The sequence below is a fragment of the Bradyrhizobium sp. WSM1253 genome (assembly GCF_000244935.1).
Lineage (GTDB): Bacteria > Pseudomonadota > Alphaproteobacteria > Rhizobiales > Xanthobacteraceae > Bradyrhizobium > Bradyrhizobium canariense.
In genome coordinates this window covers 2,808,556-2,829,231 of sequence record NZ_JH600073.1, presented here as the reverse complement: position 1 = coordinate 2,829,231, position 20,676 = coordinate 2,808,556, and the positions used below count along the sequence as shown (strand labels likewise).

General features: G+C 61.4%; 25 protein-coding genes. 14 read left to right on the top strand and 11 right to left on the bottom strand.

Annotated elements, in window-relative coordinates; all coding sequences use genetic code 11:
- The first annotated feature begins 187 nt into the window (after window positions 1-187).
- Window positions 188-646, top strand: coding sequence for a hypothetical protein (locus tag BRA1253DRAFT_RS14925; protein WP_007595548.1), 459 nt, complete (start codon window positions 188-190; stop codon window positions 644-646).
- Window positions 647-686: 40 nt separating this feature from the next.
- Here the strand turns inward: BRA1253DRAFT_RS14925 and galE are convergent, their stop codons facing one another.
- Window positions 687-1,679, bottom strand: coding sequence for a UDP-glucose 4-epimerase GalE (gene galE, locus BRA1253DRAFT_RS14920; RefSeq protein ID WP_007595546.1), 993 nt, complete (start codon window positions 1,677-1,679; stop codon window positions 687-689).
- A gap of 6 nt (window positions 1,680-1,685) precedes the next feature.
- Window positions 1,686-1,871: a hypothetical protein gene (locus BRA1253DRAFT_RS14915; RefSeq protein WP_245285925.1), complete on the bottom strand. Its 186-nt coding sequence runs from the start codon at window positions 1,869-1,871 to the stop codon at window positions 1,686-1,688.
- Between the two features lie 239 nt (window positions 1,872-2,110).
- On the opposite strand from BRA1253DRAFT_RS14915, the gene BRA1253DRAFT_RS14910 reads away from it, so the two are divergent.
- Both BRA1253DRAFT_RS14910 and BRA1253DRAFT_RS43590 read left to right on the top strand, forming a co-directional pair.
- Window positions 2,111-2,395, top strand: coding sequence for a hypothetical protein (locus BRA1253DRAFT_RS14910; RefSeq protein WP_007595543.1), 285 nt, complete (start codon window positions 2,111-2,113; stop codon window positions 2,393-2,395).
- Between the two features lie 7 nt (window positions 2,396-2,402).
- Window positions 2,403-2,522: a CHRD domain-containing protein gene (locus BRA1253DRAFT_RS43590; RefSeq protein WP_157158597.1), complete on the top strand. Its 120-nt coding sequence runs from the start codon at window positions 2,403-2,405 to the stop codon at window positions 2,520-2,522.
- Window positions 2,523-2,564: 42 nt separating this feature from the next.
- Here the strand turns inward: BRA1253DRAFT_RS43590 and BRA1253DRAFT_RS14905 are convergent, their stop codons facing one another.
- Window positions 2,565-2,930, bottom strand: coding sequence for a VanZ family protein (locus BRA1253DRAFT_RS14905; RefSeq protein ID WP_035993419.1), 366 nt, complete (start codon window positions 2,928-2,930; stop codon window positions 2,565-2,567).
- A 661-nt stretch (window positions 2,931-3,591) separates the two neighbouring features.
- A complete protein-coding gene (locus BRA1253DRAFT_RS44470; protein WP_007595539.1) occupies window positions 3,592-3,765 on the bottom strand; it encodes a hypothetical protein in 174 nt (57 codons plus the stop codon).
- Between the two features lie 1,012 nt (window positions 3,766-4,777).
- On the opposite strand from BRA1253DRAFT_RS44470, the gene BRA1253DRAFT_RS14900 reads away from it, so the two are divergent.
- The 3 genes from BRA1253DRAFT_RS14900 (at window position 4,778) to BRA1253DRAFT_RS14890 (ending at window position 5,991) form a co-directional block, all read left to right on the top strand.
- Window positions 4,778-5,056, top strand: a complete 279-nt coding sequence (locus BRA1253DRAFT_RS14900; protein WP_007595537.1) for a hypothetical protein — start codon at window positions 4,778-4,780, stop codon at window positions 5,054-5,056.
- A gap of 41 nt (window positions 5,057-5,097) precedes the next feature.
- Entirely contained in the window at window positions 5,098-5,514 is a 417-nt protein-coding gene (locus tag BRA1253DRAFT_RS14895) for a hypothetical protein (protein WP_007595535.1), read from the top strand.
- Window positions 5,515-5,715: 201 nt separating this feature from the next.
- Complete coding sequence (locus BRA1253DRAFT_RS14890; protein ID WP_007595533.1) at window positions 5,716-5,991, top strand: hypothetical protein; 276 nt, start codon at window positions 5,716-5,718, stop codon at window positions 5,989-5,991.
- Between the two features lie 20 nt (window positions 5,992-6,011).
- Here BRA1253DRAFT_RS14890 and BRA1253DRAFT_RS45255 read toward each other — a convergent pair whose 3' ends face one another.
- A complete protein-coding gene (locus BRA1253DRAFT_RS45255) occupies window positions 6,012-6,539 on the bottom strand; it encodes a hypothetical protein (RefSeq protein ID WP_245285923.1) in 528 nt (175 codons plus the stop codon).
- A gap of 498 nt (window positions 6,540-7,037) precedes the next feature.
- Between BRA1253DRAFT_RS45255 and BRA1253DRAFT_RS45250 the strand changes: the two genes are divergently transcribed.
- Window positions 7,038-7,643, top strand: a complete 606-nt coding sequence (locus BRA1253DRAFT_RS45250; RefSeq protein WP_245285922.1) for a hypothetical protein — start codon at window positions 7,038-7,040, stop codon at window positions 7,641-7,643.
- A gap of 323 nt (window positions 7,644-7,966) precedes the next feature.
- Here BRA1253DRAFT_RS45250 and BRA1253DRAFT_RS14875 read toward each other — a convergent pair whose 3' ends face one another.
- Window positions 7,967-8,359, bottom strand: coding sequence for a hypothetical protein (locus BRA1253DRAFT_RS14875; protein ID WP_007595527.1), 393 nt, complete (start codon window positions 8,357-8,359; stop codon window positions 7,967-7,969).
- Between the two features lie 196 nt (window positions 8,360-8,555).
- Here BRA1253DRAFT_RS14875 and BRA1253DRAFT_RS14870 point away from each other — a divergent pair, with 196 nt between their 5' ends.
- On the top strand, window positions 8,556-8,951 hold the full coding sequence (locus BRA1253DRAFT_RS14870) for a hypothetical protein (RefSeq protein ID WP_007595526.1): 396 nt from the start codon (window positions 8,556-8,558) through the stop codon (window positions 8,949-8,951).
- A gap of 40 nt (window positions 8,952-8,991) precedes the next feature.
- Here BRA1253DRAFT_RS14870 and BRA1253DRAFT_RS14865 read toward each other — a convergent pair whose 3' ends face one another.
- Window positions 8,992-9,531 carry a hypothetical protein gene (locus tag BRA1253DRAFT_RS14865; RefSeq protein ID WP_245285921.1) on the bottom strand — a complete coding sequence of 180 codons (540 nt, stop codon included), beginning with the start codon at window positions 9,529-9,531 and terminating at the stop codon, window positions 8,992-8,994.
- A gap of 183 nt (window positions 9,532-9,714) precedes the next feature.
- Entirely contained in the window at window positions 9,715-10,452 is a 738-nt protein-coding gene (locus tag BRA1253DRAFT_RS14860) for a metallophosphoesterase family protein (RefSeq protein WP_007595522.1), read from the bottom strand.
- Between the two features lie 192 nt (window positions 10,453-10,644).
- Here BRA1253DRAFT_RS14860 and BRA1253DRAFT_RS14855 point away from each other — a divergent pair, with 192 nt between their 5' ends.
- Window positions 10,645-11,268 carry a transglutaminase-like cysteine peptidase gene (locus tag BRA1253DRAFT_RS14855; RefSeq protein WP_007595520.1) on the top strand — a complete coding sequence of 208 codons (624 nt, stop codon included), beginning with the start codon at window positions 10,645-10,647 and terminating at the stop codon, window positions 11,266-11,268.
- Window positions 11,269-11,278: 10 nt separating this feature from the next.
- Here BRA1253DRAFT_RS14855 and BRA1253DRAFT_RS14850 read toward each other — a convergent pair whose 3' ends face one another.
- The 3 genes from BRA1253DRAFT_RS14850 to BRA1253DRAFT_RS14840 all read right to left on the bottom strand — a co-directional run bounded on the left by BRA1253DRAFT_RS14850 (window position 11,279) and on the right by BRA1253DRAFT_RS14840 (window position 13,511).
- Window positions 11,279-12,559 carry a hypothetical protein gene (locus BRA1253DRAFT_RS14850; protein WP_007595518.1) on the bottom strand — a complete coding sequence of 427 codons (1,281 nt, stop codon included), beginning with the start codon at window positions 12,557-12,559 and terminating at the stop codon, window positions 11,279-11,281.
- 155 nt (window positions 12,560-12,714) lie between these two features.
- Window positions 12,715-12,990, bottom strand: coding sequence for a hypothetical protein (locus tag BRA1253DRAFT_RS14845; protein ID WP_007595516.1), 276 nt, complete (start codon window positions 12,988-12,990; stop codon window positions 12,715-12,717).
- Window positions 12,991-13,064: 74 nt separating this feature from the next.
- Window positions 13,065-13,511: a hypothetical protein gene (locus BRA1253DRAFT_RS14840; protein ID WP_007595514.1), complete on the bottom strand. Its 447-nt coding sequence runs from the start codon at window positions 13,509-13,511 to the stop codon at window positions 13,065-13,067.
- Window positions 13,512-13,916: 405 nt separating this feature from the next.
- Here BRA1253DRAFT_RS14840 and BRA1253DRAFT_RS14835 point away from each other — a divergent pair, with 405 nt between their 5' ends.
- The 5 genes from BRA1253DRAFT_RS14835 (at window position 13,917) to BRA1253DRAFT_RS14815 (ending at window position 20,673) form a co-directional block, all read left to right on the top strand.
- On the top strand, window positions 13,917-15,119 hold the full coding sequence (locus tag BRA1253DRAFT_RS14835; protein WP_007595512.1) for a polysaccharide biosynthesis/export family protein: 1,203 nt from the start codon (window positions 13,917-13,919) through the stop codon (window positions 15,117-15,119).
- Between the two features lie 89 nt (window positions 15,120-15,208).
- Window positions 15,209-15,856 (top strand): hypothetical protein, encoded by a 648-nt coding sequence (locus BRA1253DRAFT_RS14830; RefSeq protein ID WP_245285920.1) that lies wholly within the window; start codon window positions 15,209-15,211, stop codon window positions 15,854-15,856.
- A 28-nt stretch (window positions 15,857-15,884) separates the two neighbouring features.
- Complete coding sequence (locus BRA1253DRAFT_RS14825) at window positions 15,885-17,360, top strand: O-antigen ligase (RefSeq protein ID WP_007595508.1); 1,476 nt, start codon at window positions 15,885-15,887, stop codon at window positions 17,358-17,360.
- Between the two features lie 145 nt (window positions 17,361-17,505).
- A complete protein-coding gene (locus BRA1253DRAFT_RS14820; protein ID WP_007595506.1) occupies window positions 17,506-18,126 on the top strand; it encodes a hypothetical protein in 621 nt (206 codons plus the stop codon).
- 279 nt (window positions 18,127-18,405) lie between these two features.
- A complete protein-coding gene (locus BRA1253DRAFT_RS14815) occupies window positions 18,406-20,673 on the top strand; it encodes a polysaccharide biosynthesis tyrosine autokinase (RefSeq protein ID WP_007595505.1) in 2,268 nt (755 codons plus the stop codon).
- Window positions 20,674-20,676: the final 3 nt, after the last annotated feature.

The following is a 20,676-nucleotide window of genomic DNA, read 5'->3' as shown; positions in this document are numbered from 1 at the left end:
AACGAGCTCCATCTTTCTTGCCCGCTGCACGGGGGAGCGTGCGCCCGCCCGCGTCGCTGCGCGTCGGCAGCAATTTGACTGGCTCGCTTTGCAGGGCGTTAACCGTGGCGGAATGCTCCCCGCGCGGGTCATTGTCGCGCCCCAGAGTTGGTTGCAAATACGTTTGAGTTTTACGGTGGATGTTTTCATGCTGAGAGACGGCAAATATGCGGCCTGGTTCAGGACCCCGCGCGGTCAGGGCACGGGCGTCGTGCATCTGGCGGAGGGACGAATCTCCGGCAGCGACAGCTTCTTCACGTATGGCGGCTCTTACCGAATCGACGAGCAGCGCTTCACGGCGGTTCTGACCACGCGGCGACATGCCGAGGGGCCGCCGACCGTGTTCGGGCTCGACGAAGTCGAGGTCAAGCTCTCGGGCGTGTGCAGCGGCGCGATGGCGACTTGTTCCGGAACGGCCGAGCAGGCGCCCGATGTGACCTTCGAGGCGACGCTGATCTACAGCCAGGACGAGGTGCCCGCCGTTGAGGCCAGAGGTGCGGTCGTGAAGCTCAACGCAGACAAGCTGCCCAAGGGGCTCGACGGCCGCTCGCGATCGCGCCATCCGTTTGCGCCGGGATCGCTCGGCTCAGAACGGAATAGACCATAAGGCCACGTCTCATCCCGCCTGATCGACTTCGACGATGTCGTCAGGGCTGCTTAAGCGGATGAGCCCTCTGGTGCCAGGCCCAGGCGGTGCGGATCACGGTCGGCAGATCCGAATGTCGCGGCACGAAATTCAGCACTTTTCGCGCTGCGGAGGGATCGGCGACCAGATAGGTGGGATCGCCGGCGCGGCGCGGTTTGACGGTGTGGGGCACCTCGCGCCCGGTCTCCTGCCTGATGGCAGTCAGAATTTCCCGCACCGAAAAGCCGGAGCCGGTGCCCAGATTGAAGCTCCCGCCGGCATGCCCTTGTTCCAGCAGCTTCAGCGCCGCGACATGCGCTGCGGCGAGATCGGTGACATGGATGTAGTCGCGGATCGCGGTGCCATCGGGCGTGTCGTAGTCCTCACCGAACACGGCAAAATCGACATGGCCCTGTAACGCCATCATGGCGCGCGGAATGAGATGGGTTTCATTGTCACGCAATTCGCCGATGCCGCCGGCAGGATCGGCGCCGCTGGCATTGAAATAGCGCAGGCAGAACGCGCCGAAGCCGTAAGCGGCGCGGTAATCGGCGAGCATGCGCTCGATCATCCACTTCGATGCGCCATAGGGGTTGATCGGCGCGCAGGGGAAGTCTTCCGGCAGTTCCTTGGAATCGGCATTGCCGTAGACGGCGCCGGTCGAGGAGAACACGATACGATGGCAGCCCGCATTGCGCATCGCCTGCAATAGCGACAGCGTGCCCTGCACATTGTTGATGTAGTACTTTTGCGGGTCGGTCATGGACTCGCCGACGAGGCTCGCCGCCGCGAAATGCATGACCGCCGTGATTTTGTGCTCGGCGAAGGCGCGCGCCAGCGTGGCGCCGTCGAGCAGATCGCCTGTTACCAGCGGCCCGGCGACGAAGCCGCGATGACCTGTCGACAGATTGTCATAAACGACGGGCTGATAACCGGCGGCGGTCAGGGCGCGACAGGCATGCGAGCCGATATAGCCCGCGCCTCCCGTAACGAGGACAGTCGGTCGGTCGGTCATGTCAGCTTACCTCGAGGTGAAATCAACGATCATCGATGCGCCCGTGGCCAGCACCAAATCGGCACACAGCACGAGCACCGCAAGCGTCAGCAATGCAGGACGTTTGCGGCGAAGCCGGCCCAAAGTGGTGCCCAAGTCGGTGCCAAAGGCGGGGACATGCCGGGTGGCGCCACGGGACACGACATCACTCAAGGAGAGGGCTTCCGAAGTGACCTGTCCCAATGCGATTGCCTCAGCTCAACGGTTGATCGATCTGGTGAGCATAGATTGATCTTCACCGTATGCAACCCACCGGGGGCTCGCCACGATTGTCCTTCTTCGTTTAGCTCGCATTGACCCTATCATTGCGAAACGGTCGGCGCGCGCATCGCGGCAACCGAAGCTTTAAGCACGAAAAATAAGCTGATGCCGAGTAAAGGAGTGACTGAAACATGGCACAGATCTGGATGACTTATGACGAACTCGCCGGGCTTAGTGGATGCACACCTGCCGAGGCCAGAATGCGGGCCATCCATTTGTCACTTGACCGCCGCAAAAGCCGCGATGGCGCAACCCGCGTTAAGCTCGATCTGGCGCTGACGGCTAAATTTTTCGCGTCTGTCCGGGACGCCGGTTTTGATCTGGACGGCGCCATCGAGGCGCTCCAGGCCACCCATCGGCAGATGGCAGAACTCCTGTCGCCGAACCAGTTCCAGGGCCGGCGCCGGTCGGCTTAGCCCCCGCATGCTCCGACCAACTCGCCTGGAACAGGCAAGGCCGAGGCAGCCTGCGGATCTGCTGGCCGGGAGATGGCAGGCGAACATTCATACGGCCGCGAACCCGGGCGGTGAACTACGCGGATAAATGATGAAACAACGACGGCAACTTCCGATGCGGACGTGCTGCTCAGGCGGGCGGTCTCGGTAAGAAGGCCAGGATTGTTTGAGCGAGGAGGACCCCGACGGTCCCGCCTGCTGCTTTTTGCAGCACGTCTAAGAAACCCGGATCACGATCGGGTGTCATTGCTTGCAGGATTTCGAGCCCCATTGCGACGGCCACGACAAGCGAGCATGCGAGGGTGAGCCGACCAGGCAACAGGAAGGACAACAGAAATCCCAGCAACCCATAGGCGCTGAAGCGCTCGATCACGACGACCCAATAAGCCTCGTGATGACCGATAAGCACGGGTCTCCCCGCCAGTCTCGCAAGCGTAGCATAGACGATGAGCGCGAAGCAGACGCCTGCGGCTGCGATAAGATGGTTTCGGCGCATTGGACGACCATAGCCGGATGGGAGCCAGGCCGCGTTGAAAGATGAGAGTATCGTTAAGGCTGATTGAGCGGGGGCCAGATGGATATGGAGCGTTTCGCCGGTCTCGGGTAACGGTTGAATCCAGTCAGGCCACCAGCACCGCGTCGGTCGGAAATTTAGCGCTCTGCGCCAAGCAGCGTGACTCGACCAACTCGTTGGATCGAAGGAAGGGCAGTGGGGCGGAGACCTTACCCCTCCGCTCTCAAGCTCTAACGGCCCAGTCGATGGCGGAGGGAAGCGGGTGCGGGATTGTAGGGCGCGATGGGAGCCTGCCGAGTGCTGCCACCATGCTGTGACCGGGTGGCTCGCAGGCGCAAGACCACGAAGGCGATATTGATAGCCAACCAGACCAGGATGACGGAAATGGCAAGATGTGCCACAGCCAGACCTCACGATGAAGTTGGGATCAACGCGAGCGCGCTGGTTCGGTTCCCTGGCGAACAGGGCTACTGCGCTTTTATCTCCTGCAGCCGGATTCGAGGCTTTCGAGCGGACGGGGGTCTCACCTTGGCTTGAGTCTGGCTCCAGTCCGATCAGCAACACGTCGAATTCGTTCTTCGTCAGAACCGGTGATCGCGCGCCCGCGGCCATCATGACCTCGTTGGCGGAACACCGCCGCACGCTAGACCTTTTTTCTCGCCTTCGTTTTCAACGAAAGACCAAGGCGCAAGGCCATGCGCTTGATCGCATCGGGCGATCGTCCGAGCTGTTTCGCCGCCTCCTCCAATGAAGCCGAAGACTTGGCCAACTCCATCAGCCGGCGGTCTTCCTTGAACGACCAGGGCTTGCGCGCCATAACCGAAATCATCCTCTCGTCGAGACAAAGACAAAGCCGCCAAGCGGACCCATGTCGCTCGACGGCTTTGCTTGGGTGGGGCCGAGCTTGGGGAAGCCCGGTGAGACGATGGGATAAGTGATCGGTGAGACTTCGCAACAGACAACGCGGATTAAGCTAACCGCTCAACCTTAACGCGCCTCATCCGGACTTCGTGGCTCCGTATTATCACGGAGATTTCAATGCGGATCAGCAGTGGCCGTCGCCGCGTTTTGAGTGGTTCGAAGCCGAACTTATCGACCGGAGATTCTGAAGGCTGCATGGACTGGGGCCGTCGACGTGAACCCGGATTAACATCCGGTCTGATCTAACTTCAATCAGTGAGACGTTTTGTCATTCCCCGGCCCGCGGCTATTGGGCAACGACCAAACTTCAATCAACTCCTTGCACAAATTTCATCATCGCCTGACAAAACTTTCAGCGGCGCCAATCTTGAAGTCGTCACAACGACAAGATGAAATGCAATGGGAGGAACGCGCCGGAAAAATGGGACGTTCAAATGTTGGCAATTGTGGTTTTGAGTTCGATCTTCGCTGGCGGTTTTGCTTGCGGCTATGGTGCGAGGGCGTGGCGCTCGCGCAAGCGATCTGCAAGGTATCGTCTCTACGCGCCCTATACTCCCGAGGCAACAGGGGCGGGACGAAGTCGGTCGCCGTCGTAATGGTGGAATCTCGCGCGTGGCCTGTTTGCCGGACGATCTGCGCGGCGTGATCGAAATAACCATGTGCGGTTAGGTTAACTTGTCGCAACTCTTGAGAGCTTGGCCAACGTCACCTAGAACATATCGATTGACAGCGAAGTTTAGTCGCCCCGATTTTTCCGGGGCCCGCGTTAGAGTAGGCGTAAATGGCGTATCTGATTGCGTTGCTGAGCGCGATAATTTGTATCCTTGTGTTGATGGTTTTCGTTCGCGCCTATGATCGACACCTGAAAGATCTTCCAGGTCCTTGGATCATGGAGGAGGGTCGTTCGAATGACTGATTCAAGGCACAACGCGCCCCGCAGGTATTTCGTTGATGCGCAAGGGAAACGGGTGCTGATAGGGCTGTCCCTGCAGGAAACAGCGGAGTTCGAAGCGCTGGACATCACATCGGGAGAGATGGTTCAAATCGGTCCGGGCGATGGGGCCGCCGCGGCGCACGAAGCTCGATGGCTTGACCTTTATTCCAAACACGAAGGAGCCTGGCGGGCGTGGATCGCACAAAGCCAGGCGGAGCAGCCACAAGATTCAAGCTTTGTTAACTATGTCTGACCGATGTTAGCGGTCCAAATCTCGAACGTGGGATGGCCCAAATGTTTCAGCTGTTCCTGAGAGCGCGCGCACACAATTTTCTCAGCTCCCGCCGTGAGGACAAGGGCTTCAAGGCCCGTACCGTCGAGCGCGATGCGGAGACGGACCGCGTTCGAATCGATGCCGTCATGGTCGCGATCGATGCGGCATTGCGCGATGCAGAGAGGGAGCAGGTCGGCCTCGGACGACGCGTTGATGACGCGCTTGCGCGTGCATCCGTCACCTTCGGCAACGGCACCGATGAATATCTCGAACGGGAGCCGATCGACAGCCATCATCAAGATCTCTTTGCCGCCGATATCTCCAACGGCCAGCGGCGGCTCAAGGAATTGGCAAACACCATCACTCACTTGAGGTTTATCAGGACCGCGATGCTCACGCGCTTTCCGAACCTGAAGCCGCCGCAGCTCAATAGCTAGGATCGAGGCTTTGGCTCGGCATCTGCCGTCTGGTGAAAAGCAGCAGGTCCGGGCGCGATGGATATCTCGGCCCGAGAAGCATCATCTCTCGCAGAGCAGCTTCTGCCACCAGACATTTCGGCGCCGCTTTGCCGTTTGGCTCTTCTGTCCTTTTTGATATGGTCCCGTCCTGTTCTCGGACGGATTGAAGGAGCGAGCCACGTGATCTCCAGAAATTTGCAAAGGTCGATGGGATTGGCATTTGTTTTGGCTATTGGCGCACCAGTCACGGCTTCGGCCGTCACGGTAGAAGTCGCGCGTGCATGCGACGCAGCTTTGGCCAAGGCCTTTCCGCCAAAGCAAATCGGCAATCCCGCTGCGGGCAGCGCCGGGACTGTCAAGGAGCGGCGCGATTATTTGAGCAAATGCGTCGCGAACAACGGCAAGGTCGACGATGCGCCGGCGGATGCGCCTAAAGATGCCAAGGCCAAAAAATAAACGAAACGCGTCGCGCCACTTTAGCGTCGCGGCGGGCAGGGGGAGTAGAACGCGCCGTTCGTTGCATTGATGCGTTCGACGCATTGGTTGGGATCAGTCGGCGTCCCGGCCACCGTGAAGTCATAGCCCATACCTTTGACGACCACGACGTAGCGACCCGGCGAAAGCGTAAAGCCGTCCTGCTCCGGCTGCAGCGATAGCATTCTCGGCTGATCCTCGACCGGACCGACTTTGTAAGGGTAGGACATGCTGCGGATGACCCAGGTGTCGCCGGCAGTGACCATGGCCGCTTTGCCGGTTGCATCGACGCCCATCGCTCGGGAGACTTTTGCGACCACCCGAACCTCGGTCCCGGTTGCATCGACGCCACCGTCGGGCCTGAACACAATGAAGCTGACATCTCCGCTTGTCAGGGTCGTCGCGCTGGGCGTGGTGATTGCCGCTGAGATCGCGACACGACGGTCTGGAATCTTCCCGGGGACCGGCTTGAGCTCCTGGAGCTGGCCCTCGCTCAGGGCATAGACGCCAAACGCTGTTGGCAACGGCATCGAGGGTTGAGCAGCCGGCGTCGGCTCCTTCGGTGTCGGTTCGACGCTCTCACCGCTCGCTGGAGTCACAGCCGCGGTGGGCTGAGGCTCGGGGCTTGTCGAGCTGCGCCTGGACAGCGTCGCGGACTGCCACAATGCGAGGGATTGCGTCCTCAACCGCGGCCAATAAGTAACCGCCGCGCTGGCGCCGGCAATGACGACCAGGATGGCGGCTAATCGGATGAGGGAGTTGAGGATGCCGCTTCGCTGAGATTGGTCGAGCGGTCTGGGCCGCGCGACAGAACCGCGCCTGGTTTCCGCCGCCGTCGGGACGGGCGGCGAAGGCGGAACGGGCTGAGGAGCCGGGGGATCGAGTGGCGACCGATGCGAAGCGACGTCTAGGGCCGAGTCCGGCGCTGTGGACAGCGCGTCGCGCTCGCTGCGTTCAAATGATAGCTCAACGTCCCGAATGGCGCGTTCGAGCAGTTGCTGGAGCTCGCGGGATTCCCGTGCGTCGCCATGGGTGAATTGTTCCAGAAGCTTGATGCGAGCCAGCTCATATACGATTTCCCGGACCTGCCGTGGGTCGCCGGATATGTCGCGAATCCGCCCGGACAGGAGACGCACAAACCCGGCCTTGATCGCGTGCGTATTTGGCGCGCCGGCGGCGGTGTCGCTGGGGTCGGTCATCAAGGCCGATCAAGTAACCCGGAACAGGCTATTTCGCTAGGCATTTCCCCGTCAAATCCGATCGCCGCGAAAGCCGCTTTGATCGCCAACCTTGCAAGAGCCCTCGTCGAACAGCTTCGGGGGCTTGCTTTTGGGCAGAAAGCTGTGACAGTTCGACGAGCTCCTCTTTCCGGTATTTTGATCATGCGCGACGGTTTCATAGCACTCACGTTTGTGGCTCTCCTGGTGCAACCTTCTTTTGCACAAGGGACCAAGGACAAAGCCAATTTGACGAGCACCAGCATCGTGACCACCCCTACCAAGAAAACCCAAACGGCCCAGAGCGCCTCCCGACCGACAGCCGTCCGGATCCTGGCGCCGGGTAAGCTGCCGAGCGGGATGGCGGCTCAGGGGGTCTGGAGAGACGGCAAGCTGATCGCCGTGCCTCGGCAATGACGCCCAAGCAAGCGTGAAGGAACGGTGATCGACCCCCCGATGTTCTCGCTTGGGAGACATCTCATGAAACGATTAGTCCTGACCGCAGTTGCGCTTTTTGTGACCGCAAGCACGTGGGGTCCAAGCGCTTTGGCCCAGGGGGTCAATGATCCGTCGACGCCCAACCGAAATGTCATCATCGTCAATCCCTCGCAGCCTGCGCCGAGCACGGCTACGCAGAATATTCCGAGCCAGATTCAGCCGCCTCTGGTGAGCGGGGGGCGCGCACGCCCCTATTATGGAAGCAGAACGCGGGGGAGTGGGTCGAGCAGGCGCTAGTCTGGCTACTGTGCGTTGGGTGTCATTCCGCCGCCGGTGGGGAAGTTGCTGGATTTGAGCGCCATTCCACTGACGCGAAAGCGGACATTTCCTGCCAGGTACAAATAATCCGAGGTCGTGCTGCTGACGGTCCGCACCTCGACATAGGTCAGCGTGATCGAACCCACGCTTGGGGTTACCTGGGTGATGTCGACAAACCGAGCTCCCGGGAAAAGCTTCTGGTCGAGGCCATAGAAGATCTTTTCCCGCTCTGACCACAGCACGAAGTGACCGCCGGTCTTCTGATCGACAGCTTCGTATTGCGTATGGATCACTTGCGGGTATTCGATCTGGCCTGCCGCTGCAAAGTGAGTCCCCAAAAAGATCGCCAGAACCAGGAAAGTAATGTTGCGGACCACTGGTCAATACCCTCGCGCGCTAAAGCACAAAGCTTGCCCGCGATTTGGCTTTCGTGCAATCGGCAAACGTATACATTGAATGGAGTAGACGAGACGTTTCCGGCCCTTGCTCGTTCTTGTTGCTCTGCCCTGGAGTTACAGCGTGCGAACCGCGCGACCCCACACCTCACTAGCTCATGCAAGGCGGCTTGGGCCGTTGTCGGGAGCGGTCCTGACCGTTGCCGGTGCGATCGGCTTCGGTCTCGCAAATCCGCCCTCGTGTTTTGCCCAGACCGAGCCGGAGCCCTCGGTCAACGACTATCTCCCACCAAGCGAGCCGGAAGTCAGCCGTGACGAGTGGCGTCAGCGTATCGAAGATGCGCGGCGAAGATCCAAAGAGCTCTCGCGCGAGCGGCGGGATCATCCCGAGTTCTATAAGCCGGTCCCGGAGGATCCGGACCTTGTCGCGACCGAACGTCTCCTCAACGATGACAGCCTGCAGCGCGGCGACATCGTCTCGACCAAGAAGGGCATGTTCGTCTACCAGGGGCGACCGGATCAACCGCGCCGCGAGCAGGATTTTGTGCCGATCGCGCCAAAAGCGACGCGTTGAAATTGACGACGAACCAGCGGGCTAAGTCGCGCTCGAACGCTCAGTACCGCCGCAAAATCTGATTGAACTTCGGATCGTTCCCCTGCGTGGTCTCCAGAAGCAGCGACTTGCCCTGCGGCGTAGCCTGCAGGTAGGCAGCGATCAGGAGCTGCTCGTAGCGAGAGCGGTTGGCAAGCGCCGAGCGAACGTCCGATTGCGCCAGCAGCTTGATCTCTTCGTCGGCGGCCGCCGCGCTCGAGGTGACGGTTTGGAGCCGTGCGAAGGCAACAGCGATCGGCACCGCGCCGGTCAAGTAAGACATTTTCACTGCGGGCGTCACCAGCTCACCCGACTGCGCCTTCAGCGTGCCGAGCGTGAGCCAAAGCGCAGGCCGGATGGGTGATACTTTCAGGGCCGCAACAACGGCATCCTGGGCCGCCTTGTTCTCGGTCACCCTGCTGGTCGCATCGGCTGCGGGATGGTGAAGAAAATCCGCGGCTTTGGCTGCCGCATAATTCGCCAGCAAGTCGCCGTCCAATGAAAGGGGCGTCAGAACGCCCGAAGCGGCTACCTTGACCTTCTCGGGCGGAAACTCGCCCAAGAACAAATCGCTCGCCCGAAAGTTCGACCGCGTGAGGTCGCCGTAAAAGCCCAATGTTGCGTAAAGCAGCAACATCACTGCGATGCAGGCGCCAACGATGCGAAGCAGGATCATGCGGCTCATGATGAATTTCGATGCCCGTGTGGCGGGGCGCGGGAGTTGGCCAGCAACTCTGCAAAAGTCCTAAATTGCGAGCAGACTATCGCCCTGGATCGTGAGCAAGGTCAAGTTGCCGGTCGCGTAGGCGCCGGTGTCGATATTGATCCGGTTCGAGCGGATATCCGGGACGCTGACCGGGGTATGGCCGTGGACGACATATTTGCCGAAGCGTCTTTCGGACTCGAGGAATTCCTCGCGGATCCAGAGCAGGTCCTCCTCCTTTTGACGTTCCAGGGCGACGCCCGGCTTCACGCCGGCGTGCACAAAGAAGAAGTCGCCACACGCGAAGGACGGGCGGAGCTGCTGAAGAAACGAAAGATGCTCCGGCGGAAGCGCCTGCCTCAACCCTTCGATCAGCTCAATCTGCTGCTCCGGCGTCGGATTCATTGTCGGGTTGATGCCGTAGGAAACAAGGGTCAGCAGGCCTCCGTAGCGACGCCATTCCTCCAGCCGTGCCGGGTCCTTGAGGACCTCGAGCAGGAACACTTCGTGATTGCCCTTGAGGCACACTGTCTCATGCGACTTCGAGCGCTCGATCAGGAGATCAATCACAGCACGCGAGTCCGGGCCCCGGTCGACATAGTCGCCAAGAAACACCTGGATCGCTCGTTTGGGAGCGGACCGAGCAAGGTCGGCGTCGATGACGGTTAAGAGCGACTGAAGCAGGTCGGCGCGTCCATGCACATCGCCGATGGCATAGATCCTCACGCCGTCGGGAAGCCGAGGCTTGACGTTCTTACGAAAGCGCTTGGAAAGGCCCATCAGCTCATCGAATCGGGTCTGGCGTCAAAAATGCAGGGCATGATCGCTCATAGCAGAACAAGTTACGCCTCGGTATTCTTAATTGTTTCTAACCAAGGCGCGGCGGTTTTGATTAAAGGACTGCTCGGCTTTTGAGCCGGATTTCAAGACGTCTCGCGTAGCGTTTCCCCAACAAGAAATGGGGAGCGCGACATGCGCAAGACTTTAAAGTTCCTGGCGATTGCCGCTGCTCTGTTGGCTGGGGCGGCTCAACACAAGGCCGAGGCCGCCTTCGTTGGTGCGCCGTCGGCGTTGCGCGGCGCCATCCAGTACATCAAGTTCAACCAGCCGACCTTGGCGCCGATGGCATTCACGATCTTTTGCCTGAAGTACGAGGGCGAGTGTAAGCCGCGACCGCAGCAAATCGTGTTCAGGGGCGGACGTTTAAAGCTTACGGGCGAGCGCCTGGCGCAGCTTCAGGAGGTCAACCAGCGGGTCAACAGCGCGATCCGACCCGAGCCCAATTTGGAGGGGCTGCGCGGCGAGAAGTGGCTGCTGCATCCCACCAGCGGCGACTGCAACGACTATGCCGTGACAAAACGCCATGACCTGATCGCCAAGGGCTTTCCGGCGCGATCGGTGTTGCTCAGCGAGGTCGTGACGACCTGGGGTGAGCATCATCTCGTAGTCGTGGTGCGCACGTTCTCCGGCGACCTCGTGCTGGATAACCTCACCGGGCACATCCTGCCGTGGTCGAAAAAGTCCTATCGGTGGGTCCGCATTCAAATGCCCAAGAACCCGACCTACTGGGCGTCACTCGCTGATCGCGACGTCTAACGACGAGCAACTAATGACCCGTGCCGCGTGCGGACTGGGTGATGCTTTGGGACAATCCGAGTCCCACGATCGTCGACAGACAAAGGATTGCTGCCGGATGCAGCAGTCCTGAACCAGCGAAGCTCTCAACCAGCGCGAAGACAAGGCAGGCCGCGGCCGCCGCAGGGAAGAACGAGTCGCGGCCGCGCTGCAAAGCTCCAAAAAACAAGCGTCCCAAAGCCAACATGCCCACCAGCAGCGCGGCGGAAAAGCCGATCCATCCGGTATCCGCGAAGACGGCAAAAGCCGTCGAGGGCGCCGTCAAAGCCGCGCCGGCATCGCTTTGGTAGATCCTGCCAACGGCTGAAAAGGTGCCTGCGCCCGCACCGAACCATCTGGTGTCGGCCAACATTCGCTCCAGCGCGGCTCTGGTTTCGGCCCCGACATCCGGGACAAGCCGCAAAAGAATCGGCCCCGCATTCTTTTCGAACAGGAAGCTCAGGACAATCATCGCTCCGACCAGCGCGGCTAAGGACAGCGCGCCCGCGGCCAACGGCGATAGGTCGATCCTTCGAATGACAAGGATCAGTAAGATCAACACGAGGCCAAAGGCCGCAGCGATCGCACTGTTCGTCCCGGATAAGCCAAAAACCGCAACTGCGCTGGTTAGAGCGCCCACGAGGCCGCAAAGGCCGATGGTGACCGAACGAACGAGCGAGTGGCGCGTTTCGGCCCGCTCGGCGGCCAGCTGCATGACGGCTAGATTAAGCATGACGCCAAGGCCGGCCATCGTTGTCGCCAGGTCGGAAGGAACGGCGGTTGCAAGGGCGGACGACAGCGGATGCAGATCCAAGGTCAGAGCCGACACCGCTGTTACCCCGCTCAGCACGAACAGCACCAGTTCGGCACGGCTGCGGTCACGGACCACGACGATTGTCACGCTGAGCAACGAGATCGCTGTAAGGGCCTGAAACAACGCATTCAGGGTGAGGCCGAGATCCGCCGTCACTGGCCCAAGCGACAGGCCACCGAGAGCATCGTGGCTGCTCGCCCAGATCGGATGCGCCCAACTCAGCCACAGCGGCGCCAGCTGGGTTGCGATGCAAAGGGGAATGGCGATCAGGACCCAGCGGCCCCAGACGGTGGCCCGCAGATAGTGCTCGTAGTCGGCCTTTCGTGCGCTGAAGACCGCTGCAAATAGCCCCAGGGCCGTCGCCGTCATCCCGAGCTGAACGCCGAATTTGGCGCCGGCAATGTCGAGAGCGGATGCAGAAACAAGGCAAACGATGAGGGCAAAATAAGCGAAGGACAAACGTGCGCCTGGAAGGAATCCTGAAAGGGTCAGGCCACCATACAAGCCGGAGGCAAGTTTTCAAACAGAGCTCTGCAGCCAACGCAGCTCCCAGCCCAACCCCACATCAACGAAGCGTCGCCTGCGGGATTAGACGGATTGATGCGCCAAAGAGGTCAGCGGGCGGTCTTGAGCGGACGGGCAAACACGCGAGCGGCACGACCAGCGGCGAGAGCAAAGCGGGCGGCCGAGCCAAAGAGATAACCGGCCTGGAGCGCGATGGCCGCGAGCACGACGCCCTTCAGGCCGTCAAGAAAGCCCAGATTGGCGATCCAGCCGACCGGGATCGCGGCGAGCAGCATGACGAACGTCAGCGGCAGGAGCACCAGGACGCGAAAACGCTGGCCCAGAACTGCGCCTACCAGAAAGCTGAAGATCAAAAGCTCGGTCATCCGAAACACTCCGTGCTCCGGACCTTAGGTTCCCCACCCTAAAAAGACCCTTAAGTCGTATGGCTAAATTTTGTCTATTGGCCGCAACTTGCCGCCAGAGAATTATAGGCTTCGCGAAGCCCGTTCAGGGCCACCACGCCTTTGATCTCGCTGTCGCTTTCCTTCACCACCACGGAAAGCGAGGGCGTCGTCTGCCACTTACCAGCGGCAAAGGCTGAGACCTCGTCCGGTAACAGGACTGCGGCCCCGGCCGCTGCCATGCTGGCTTCGACCGTCACGGTGCCCCCCGTAGCGGAGGCGATCGTGACCTTAGGGCGGCTCCGTGGCGGGAAGGGGCGGATCAAGGCCACCAGCACGTCGATCTTGCCTTTGGGAGCGCAGCGGACGATCAGGCCGGCGAACTCCGGGTCAGACTGCATCGTCTCGGCTGTCTTGGAGATGGAAGCGAAGCTCTCGCCCTCTTTGGGACCTGGGGTGCGGGCGAATTTCCAAATCGAGGATGGGTTTGCCACCGCAAACATGCAGACCGAGTGCAATCCTGATGGCCCGACGGCGCAATCACCTCCCAAGGGGGCGGAGCCCCCAGCTGGAGCCGACGAAAGTCCCCCAAGTAAGGACGACAACAATCCAAGAAGGGCCAAAGCCAGAATCGGCACGTCGGAAATCCATCAAATTGGTGCTGTCGGCTTTACTAGCAGAAGGGCGGGGATTTTGGAGAAGGTCTCTTCCTGGGCATGGTGCCCGTACATCGGGCAAAAGGATGTCAACAAACAGTCACAAGGGGTTAGTCGGGTTCCGGACCGTGGCTTGCACGCAACAGTTGGGGACTCATTGGGCCGTTAACCATCCGCTCAGGGCTGGGAACCCTTGTCGCACTGCCCACTAGGCCGTACCAATCGATGCAATTGGAACTACGGGGGCCGTTCATGCATACCTTTGCCAAAACGTATCTATTCAAGCCGGCTTTTCTGGCCGTCGCTTTGGCGCTGGGGGCGTGTTCGACCAACCCGGGCTCCGGCCCGTTAACCGACGACGTCAACAACAAGATCCAGACCGAGAATGCACCGGCCTATGAGCTGGTGCCGCTCAATCCGGCCACGGTGAAGATCCTGCACACCCATGAGCCCAAGGGGCTCGCCGGCGTGTTCACGGACCGGCGTCCGCCTGCCAGCATCGTGTTCGGCATCGGCGACGTTGTTGCGGTTACCATCTTCGAAGCCGCGGCAGGCGGTCTGTTCATCCCGGCGGAAGCCGGCGTCCGTCCGGGCAACTTCGTCACCATTCCGGATCAGTCGGTCGACAACGACGGCTTCATCACGGTGCCCTACGCCGGCCAGGTCAAGGCGGCGGGTCTCACGGCGGTACAAATTCAGCGCTCTATCGTTGAGAAGATCTCCAACCGCGCCATTGAGCCTCAGGTCGTGGTTGCGATGTCCTCGCAGCGCACCCAGCTCATCAGCGTGCTCGGCGAAGTCAATGCGCCGGCACGTTATCCGGCGAGCGCCGCGGGTGCCAAGGACAAGGTGCTCGACGCGATCACCCGCGCTGGCGGCATCAAGGGCCAGGGCTTCGAGACCTGGGTCATGCTGGAGCGTGCCGGCAAGCGGGCGACCGTGCCGTTCGAGAATCTGGTCATGAGCCCGGAGAACAATATCTATGTTCGTCCGGACGACAGCGTCTACGTCTATCGCGAGCAGCAGAAGTTCCTGGCGTTCGGTGCCAGCGGACAGAGCGGCGAGTTCAACTTCGATGCCTGGCGCATCAACCTCGGCGAGGCTGTCGGCAAGGCCGGCGGTCTTCTGGATGGTCAAGCCGATCCGGCTGCGGTGTATCTCTATCGCCGCGAGCCGCGTGAGGTTGCTGCCCAGCTTGGCATCGACGTCAGCAAGTACACCTCTGAGACGATCCCGGTCATCTTCAACGTGAACTTCCGCGATCCGGGTGGCTTCTTCCTGGCCACCAAGGTCATGATGAAGAATGGCGACGTGCTCTATGTCTCGAATTCGCGCAACGTCGAAACTGCCAAGTTCCTCACCTTCCTGAGGGTGATCATGGCGACCGGCAGCGATGCGGTGAACCTCTCCAACGACGCCCTGATCTTCCGCAACAACATCAAGCTGGCGCCGTAAGGCGGGGCCAACCTGATCCACGAAACGATGGCACCGGGGCTTTGTCCCGGTGCCATTTTCATTTAGCAATCACCGGCGGTGCAGTTTGGGTGGATCAAGGCTTCACCGAGCAAGATTCACCGCCGATCGGTCACCCCGCAGGTTGCAAGGTCTTCATGTGCTTTGGACGGCAAGCAGCTCGGTGCTTATTGGCTCTCGTCATCGCGGGGCCGCCTCTGACGGCCAAGGCTGCCGGCGAAACTCAACAGCTCGGTGTCCGCCACCGGATCGACGTGGTGGTCTCGGCTGAGCCTGATGCACCAATTTTTCGGCACTTGCGCGAGGCCAAGGGCGAACTCTCCTTCACCGTCCGGCTTTCAGCAAACGCGAAGGAGAGCCGCTTCTTCGGAATGCTGCACCCCTCGTTCTCAGACATTGTTGTTCCTGACGGCGCGGGCAAACCTCTGGTCCGGCAGACCAAGCTATGGGAGGAAGAGGTCTGCCATCAGCGTCGCGGGCTTCCGAAAGTGACGGTGACCCAGCTCGCGGGACATTTCGGCGAAGGGGAGGGGGGGATTGAGTTCTCCGGCATCAACCGCCACATCGGTCTCTTGGTCCCGCCGGATGAATTAACCCCTGGAATAAAACTCGATTCGGGGAGTGATGATCTTGGGCTATTCTACGGCTTCCGGGCGCAGACCCGGGTCAGCCGTTTGAATGTGGATCTGAAGATCTATCCGATCGATTGCTTCCTCTAGAGCTAGAGCCAAGGCCGGCTAACCGACGATGCGCCTTCCCCATATAAGTTGGTCGTGGAGCTGGCCTGCGACCTTCATCCTGTTGTTCGTCGCCGCCGGCGCGCCGTTTCCGTTCGGCTCGACCAACGACCTCTCGATCGCGTTCTGGTGCCTGTGCCTGGGCCTCGCCTTGATGGTGGCGCCCACGCGCGACTTGCGCCGACCCCATCTCCGGATCATCGCAGGCATCGGGGTGATTGTGGCCGGATATGCCTTCGTGCTGCATGAGCAGCTGTCCGATCATCCCTGGATCGCACCGTTCAACCCGATCTGGAAACAGGCGTCGGATCTGTTGGGCGTGCCGATTGCGCCGTCGGCGTCCATCGTCAAGAACGAGGCGTTCTTCGCATTGGGCGCGCCGCTTGCGAACATCCTGGCGATCCTGCTCGGAATCACCGTCGGCGCGAACCGCGAGCGGGCGCGGCAAATGCTCTGGGTTATCGCCGTTTCCGGCAGCCTCTACGCGCTCTACGGCGTGCTCTCGTTCCTGATCGAGCCCACCATGATCCTGTGGCGGGACAAGACCGCCTATCTCGGCAGCGTCACCGGCACCTTCATCAACCGCAACACGGCGGCGGCCTATTTCGGCTCCTGCGCGGTGATCTGGATGCTCTTGATCCTGGAGGATGTCCGCCGGCGCTTGCCTGAGCGGCACCTGATCTGGAAGCGCGTCTGGCGCGATGTCGCCGAGATCCCGCCGCGCCAGATCCTGCCGCAGCTCGGAGCGCTCTTGATCTGCCTGATGGCGATGTTCATGACCGGCTCGCGCGCCGGCGTCGGCCTGTCGCTGCTCGCGATGATCGTCGCCTTCACCATATTCCTGCGCAAGGACCTGCCGCCGCGGACCGGCATCTGGATCTCGCTCGGCTCCGGAATCGTGGTGGCGCTCGGCCTGATGCAGCTGCTCGGCGGCCGCGTCTCCAGCCGCTTCGACAGCCAAGGGCTCGTCGACGAGGGCCGCATCGAGGCGTGGAAGTCCACGCTGCGAATCATCGCCGACAACCCCTGGTTCGGCACCGGGATGGGCACCTTCCAATGGGCCTTCCCGCCCTACCGGAGCCCCAACATTTCGATTCGCGGAATCTGGGATATCGCCCATTCCACGCCGCTGGAGCTCGCCTCCGACGTCGGCATCCCCATGGCGCTTTTGGTGGCGGCCGCATGGGCGGTCATGTTCGTCATCCTGGGCCGCGGCGTGTTCGCAAGGCGGCGCGACGCCATCATCCCGCTGGCGGCGGCGGCGACCGCGAGCCTGTCGCTGCTGCATTCCTGCCTGGACTTCACGCTCCAGATCCCCGGCTATTCCATTCCGTTCTTTGCGCTTTTCGGCGCCGGCCTGGCGCAATCGTTTCGCATCCGCGACGCTCGCCCGGACGTTGTGCAAGGCGCTGTGGAGGGCGCTGTGAAAGGCCAGCAAGCCAGGCGGACCATTGCGGCCAAAAAAGCCGTCCCCACGCATGTCTGAGCTTCACAAAACTGTCTATTTTTGAAGCAGTTGCTGCCTTAACGAAGTTTTCAGTATGAGTGGACAGCCGGGGGTTGTTCCGCTAGTTTCGCGCTGCACGCATCACTTGCCCGAAGCTACGGGTAGCTGATTTCAGGAGGAATTTATGGGGTTTGTTAAGTTTGCGCTTCGTCTGGCCGCGGCCGCGGCTCTCGCCGCGACCATTTCAAGCGCCGCCAGCGCAGCCGTTTATCCGCCGCAGCGCCAGCTGCCGCCGCAGGTCATTTCGGAGTTCAAGACGACGCCGGGCAGCCTGCTGCAGCAATATCCGGCCGGTGCGCAGCTGATCTCGCGCGTGCGCGACCTCGGCGCGTCTGATCCCACCACGCTTCCGGCCCTGATCGCGCTCCTCAAGGACCCCGCGACGACCAAGGACCAGATCCGCGCGATCACGGCCGGCCTCGCCCAGGTTGCCCGCATGGCCGCGGCGACCGACCAGGCTTTCGCCAATGAGATCCAGGCCGCGATTGCCGGCACCGGCAGCGCCGACGTGATCGCAGCCTACCAGGCCGCAACCGGCGACGTCGCGATCGCGGCGGCCGGCGGTGGTGCAGGTGGCGGCGGCTCCGGTTCGGGCGGCCCGATCGGCAATCACGGCAACACCGGCGGCTCCAACAACGGCGCGCCGACCTTCGGCGGCCTGCACTACGCGACGACGGTCAGTGGCGGCGCCTCGGGCGGCGTGAGCGGCACCACCAACGCCGCCAACCGCATCAGCACGCGCTGACCGTAATTGCCCGGAGGCCATGAGCCTCCTGGCTGCCTCATTCGCGATCCAGTCAAAGCGGCGCTTCATCGCGCCGTTTTGCATTTCGGCCGTTAAGCTTCATGTGAATTGGCAGGGGCTCGGCGCATTGCGCTGCATCAATTCAGTTCTGGTTGCAATAAGGCCGTGCTATTCTGGCGTGCGGCCTCATTCTTGCGCGAGCGCTTCGCGAACGTCGAGCCCGCGATGCCGGACTTTCAATCCTTGCGTGTTTAACGGATTGCTTTTGGGAATTGCCCGATGCTGCAAGTGAATAAGCCTTCGTCGGAGATCAACCGCGGCTATGCCGAGGACGAAAGCTCACCGGCCCAGACGCTCACCTCCTATGTCGAGATCATCCGCCGGCAATTCCCGACCATCGTCGCCATCGTCTCGGCCTGCGTGATCCTGGCGCTGCTCTATCTCTTCACCGCCGCGCCGCAATTCACCTCGACCGCCGCGATGGTGATCGACACCCGCAAGGTGCAGCTGTTCCAGCAGCAATCGGTGCTCGGCGACATCGCGGTCGATTCGGCCACCATCGAAACCCAGGTCGAGATCCTGAAATCCGAGAACATCAGCCTTGCGGTGATCCGCGACCTGCACCTGATCGACGATCCCGAGTTCACCGGCTCCGGCGGTGGCCTGCTTGGCTCGGTCCTCGGCTTCATCGGCGACCTGTTCTCCGACGGGCATGCTCAATCCGAATTCGAGCTCACCCGCAAGGCGCTGGAGCGCTTCGAGAAGAACCGCACCATCAAACGGCTCGGCCTCACCTATGTGATGGAGATCGGCTTCACCTCAAAGGACCCGGCGAAGGCCGCCAAAATCGCCAACTCGATCGCGGACGCCTACATCGTCGACCAGCTCGAGGCGAAATACCAGGCCACCCGCCGCGCCAGCGTCTGGCTGCAGGACCGCATCAAGGAGCTGCGCACCCAGGCTTCCGCCGCGCAGAAGGCGGTGGTCGATTTCAAGACCGCCAACAACATCGTCGACACCGGCGGGCGGCTGATGAACGAGCAGCAGCTCGCCGAGGTCAACAGCCAGCTCATCATGGCGCACGCCGCCACGGCCGAGGCCAAGGCACGGCTCGACCGCATGAACGACATCCAGAAGCAGGAGATCCCGGATGCCAACGTCGCCGACGCGCTGAAGAACGACACCATCGTCAAGCTGCGCGGGCAATATGTCGACATGGCCTCCAAGGAATCGATCTGGTCGAGTAAGTACGGCTCCGATCACTTGGCCGCGGTCAACCTGCGCAGGCAGATGGCGGAAATCAAGAAGAACATCATCGACGAGCTGAAGCGCATCCAGGAATCCTACAAGAGTGACTACGACATCGCGGTCACGCGTGAGGAGAGCATCAAGGGAAGCCTCGCCAACGTCGTGTCCGAATCCCAGCTCACCAATCAGGCGCAGGTAGCTCTCCGCGAGCTCGAGAGCAACGCGCAGTCCTACCAGGCAATGTACGACAATTTCCTGCAGCGCTACATGGAAAGCGTGCAGCAGCAGTCGTTCCCGATCACCGAGGCGCGGGTGATCAGCGCGGCGACCACGCCGCTGAAGAAGAGTTACCCGAAATCGCTGATCGTCCTGGCGGCGAGCCTGCTCGGCGGCCTGATGCTCGCCTTCGGTGCGGCGATCGCGCGCGAGCTCGCCGACAAGGTATTCCGTACCACCGGTCAGGTCGAGGATGTGCTGGGCGCGAACTGCATCGCCATCCTGCCGGCGCTCGGCGCCGCGGCTTCCGGGCCGGGCCTAGGCGAGAAGATGCTGGGCGGCAAGCTCGCCAGGAAGGGCAACCCGCAGCCTGATCTGTTGCGCTATGTCGTCGACAACCCGCTGTCGCGCTTCGCGGAAGCCGTGCGTTCGGTGAAGGTGGCGGTCGACCTCAACTCCATCGTGCGCGAGAACCGCGTGCTGGCGACCACCTCGACCCTGCCGAACGAGGGCAAGAGCACGCTCTCGACCAATCTCGCACAGCTCATCGCCCATGGCGGCGCCCGCGTCATCCTGGTCGACGCCGATTTGCGCAACCCCTCGCTATCCCGCGCGCTGGTGCCCGATGCCAGGATCGGGCTGGTCGACGTCGTCGCCCAGAAGGTCCAGCTCGAGGAGGCGCTGTTCGTCGATCCCGAAACCAAGCTCTCGATCCTGCCCGCGGGCGCTACCTCGAAGCTGCTGCACACCAACGAGGTGCTGGCGTCAAAGGCGATGCACGCGCTGGTCACCCAGCTCCGCTCGCAATTCGACTACGTGGTGCTGGACATGCCGCCGATGGCGCCGGTGGTGGACGTGCGCGTTACATCCTCCTTCGTCGATTCCTACGTGTTCGTAGTGGAGTGGGGCAGGACCAAGATCGATGTAGTCAGGCACAACCTGCGTGGGGCGCCCGAAATCCAGGACAAGCTGCTCGGTGTGGTCCTGAATAAGGCCGATACCAAGGCGCTCGCCCGCTACGAGTCGTATCATGGCCGCTACTATTATCAGAAGTATTATGCTCGTTACGGATATGTGGAATAGGTC

What these genes read in the sequence shown, in the direction of transcription:
- BRA1253DRAFT_RS14860 (WP_007595522.1), bottom strand. Translation starts at nt 10,452, where the DNA reads ATGGGCCTTTCCAAGCGCTTTCGTAAGAACGTCAAGCCTCGGCTTCCC.
- BRA1253DRAFT_RS45250 (WP_245285922.1), top strand. Translation starts at nt 7,038, where the DNA reads ATGGGTGAATTGTTCCAGAAGCTTGATGCGAGCCAGCTCATATACGAT.
- galE (WP_007595546.1), bottom strand. Translation starts at nt 1,679, where the DNA reads ATGACCGACCGACCGACTGTCCTCGTTACGGGAGGCGCGGGCTATATC.
- BRA1253DRAFT_RS14910 (WP_007595543.1), top strand. Translation starts at nt 2,111, where the DNA reads ATGGCACAGATCTGGATGACTTATGACGAACTCGCCGGGCTTAGTGGA.
- BRA1253DRAFT_RS14825 (WP_007595508.1), top strand. Translation starts at nt 15,885, where the DNA reads ATGCGCCTTCCCCATATAAGTTGGTCGTGGAGCTGGCCTGCGACCTTC.
- BRA1253DRAFT_RS14905 (WP_035993419.1), bottom strand. Translation starts at nt 2,930, where the DNA reads ATGCGCCGAAACCATCTTATCGCAGCCGCAGGCGTCTGCTTCGCGCTC.
- BRA1253DRAFT_RS14835 (WP_007595512.1), top strand. Translation starts at nt 13,917, where the DNA reads ATGCATACCTTTGCCAAAACGTATCTATTCAAGCCGGCTTTTCTGGCC.
- BRA1253DRAFT_RS14900 (WP_007595537.1), top strand. Translation starts at nt 4,778, where the DNA reads ATGACTGATTCAAGGCACAACGCGCCCCGCAGGTATTTCGTTGATGCG.
- BRA1253DRAFT_RS14925 (WP_007595548.1), top strand. Translation starts at nt 188, where the DNA reads ATGCTGAGAGACGGCAAATATGCGGCCTGGTTCAGGACCCCGCGCGGT.
- BRA1253DRAFT_RS14845 (WP_007595516.1), bottom strand. Translation starts at nt 12,990, where the DNA reads ATGACCGAGCTTTTGATCTTCAGCTTTCTGGTAGGCGCAGTTCTGGGC.
- BRA1253DRAFT_RS14855 (WP_007595520.1), top strand. Translation starts at nt 10,645, where the DNA reads ATGCGCAAGACTTTAAAGTTCCTGGCGATTGCCGCTGCTCTGTTGGCT.
- BRA1253DRAFT_RS43590 (WP_157158597.1), top strand. Translation starts at nt 2,403, where the DNA reads ATGCTCCGACCAACTCGCCTGGAACAGGCAAGGCCGAGGCAGCCTGCG.
- BRA1253DRAFT_RS14895 (WP_007595535.1), top strand. Translation starts at nt 5,098, where the DNA reads ATGTTTCAGCTGTTCCTGAGAGCGCGCGCACACAATTTTCTCAGCTCC.
- BRA1253DRAFT_RS14840 (WP_007595514.1), bottom strand. Translation starts at nt 13,511, where the DNA reads ATGTTTGCGGTGGCAAACCCATCCTCGATTTGGAAATTCGCCCGCACC.
- BRA1253DRAFT_RS14820 (WP_007595506.1), top strand. Translation starts at nt 17,506, where the DNA reads ATGGGGTTTGTTAAGTTTGCGCTTCGTCTGGCCGCGGCCGCGGCTCTC.
- BRA1253DRAFT_RS14815 (WP_007595505.1), top strand. Translation starts at nt 18,406, where the DNA reads ATGCTGCAAGTGAATAAGCCTTCGTCGGAGATCAACCGCGGCTATGCC.
- BRA1253DRAFT_RS45255 (WP_245285923.1), bottom strand. Translation starts at nt 6,539, where the DNA reads ATGCCGTTGCCAACAGCGTTTGGCGTCTATGCCCTGAGCGAGGGCCAG.
- BRA1253DRAFT_RS44470 (WP_007595539.1), bottom strand. Translation starts at nt 3,765, where the DNA reads ATGGCGCGCAAGCCCTGGTCGTTCAAGGAAGACCGCCGGCTGATGGAG.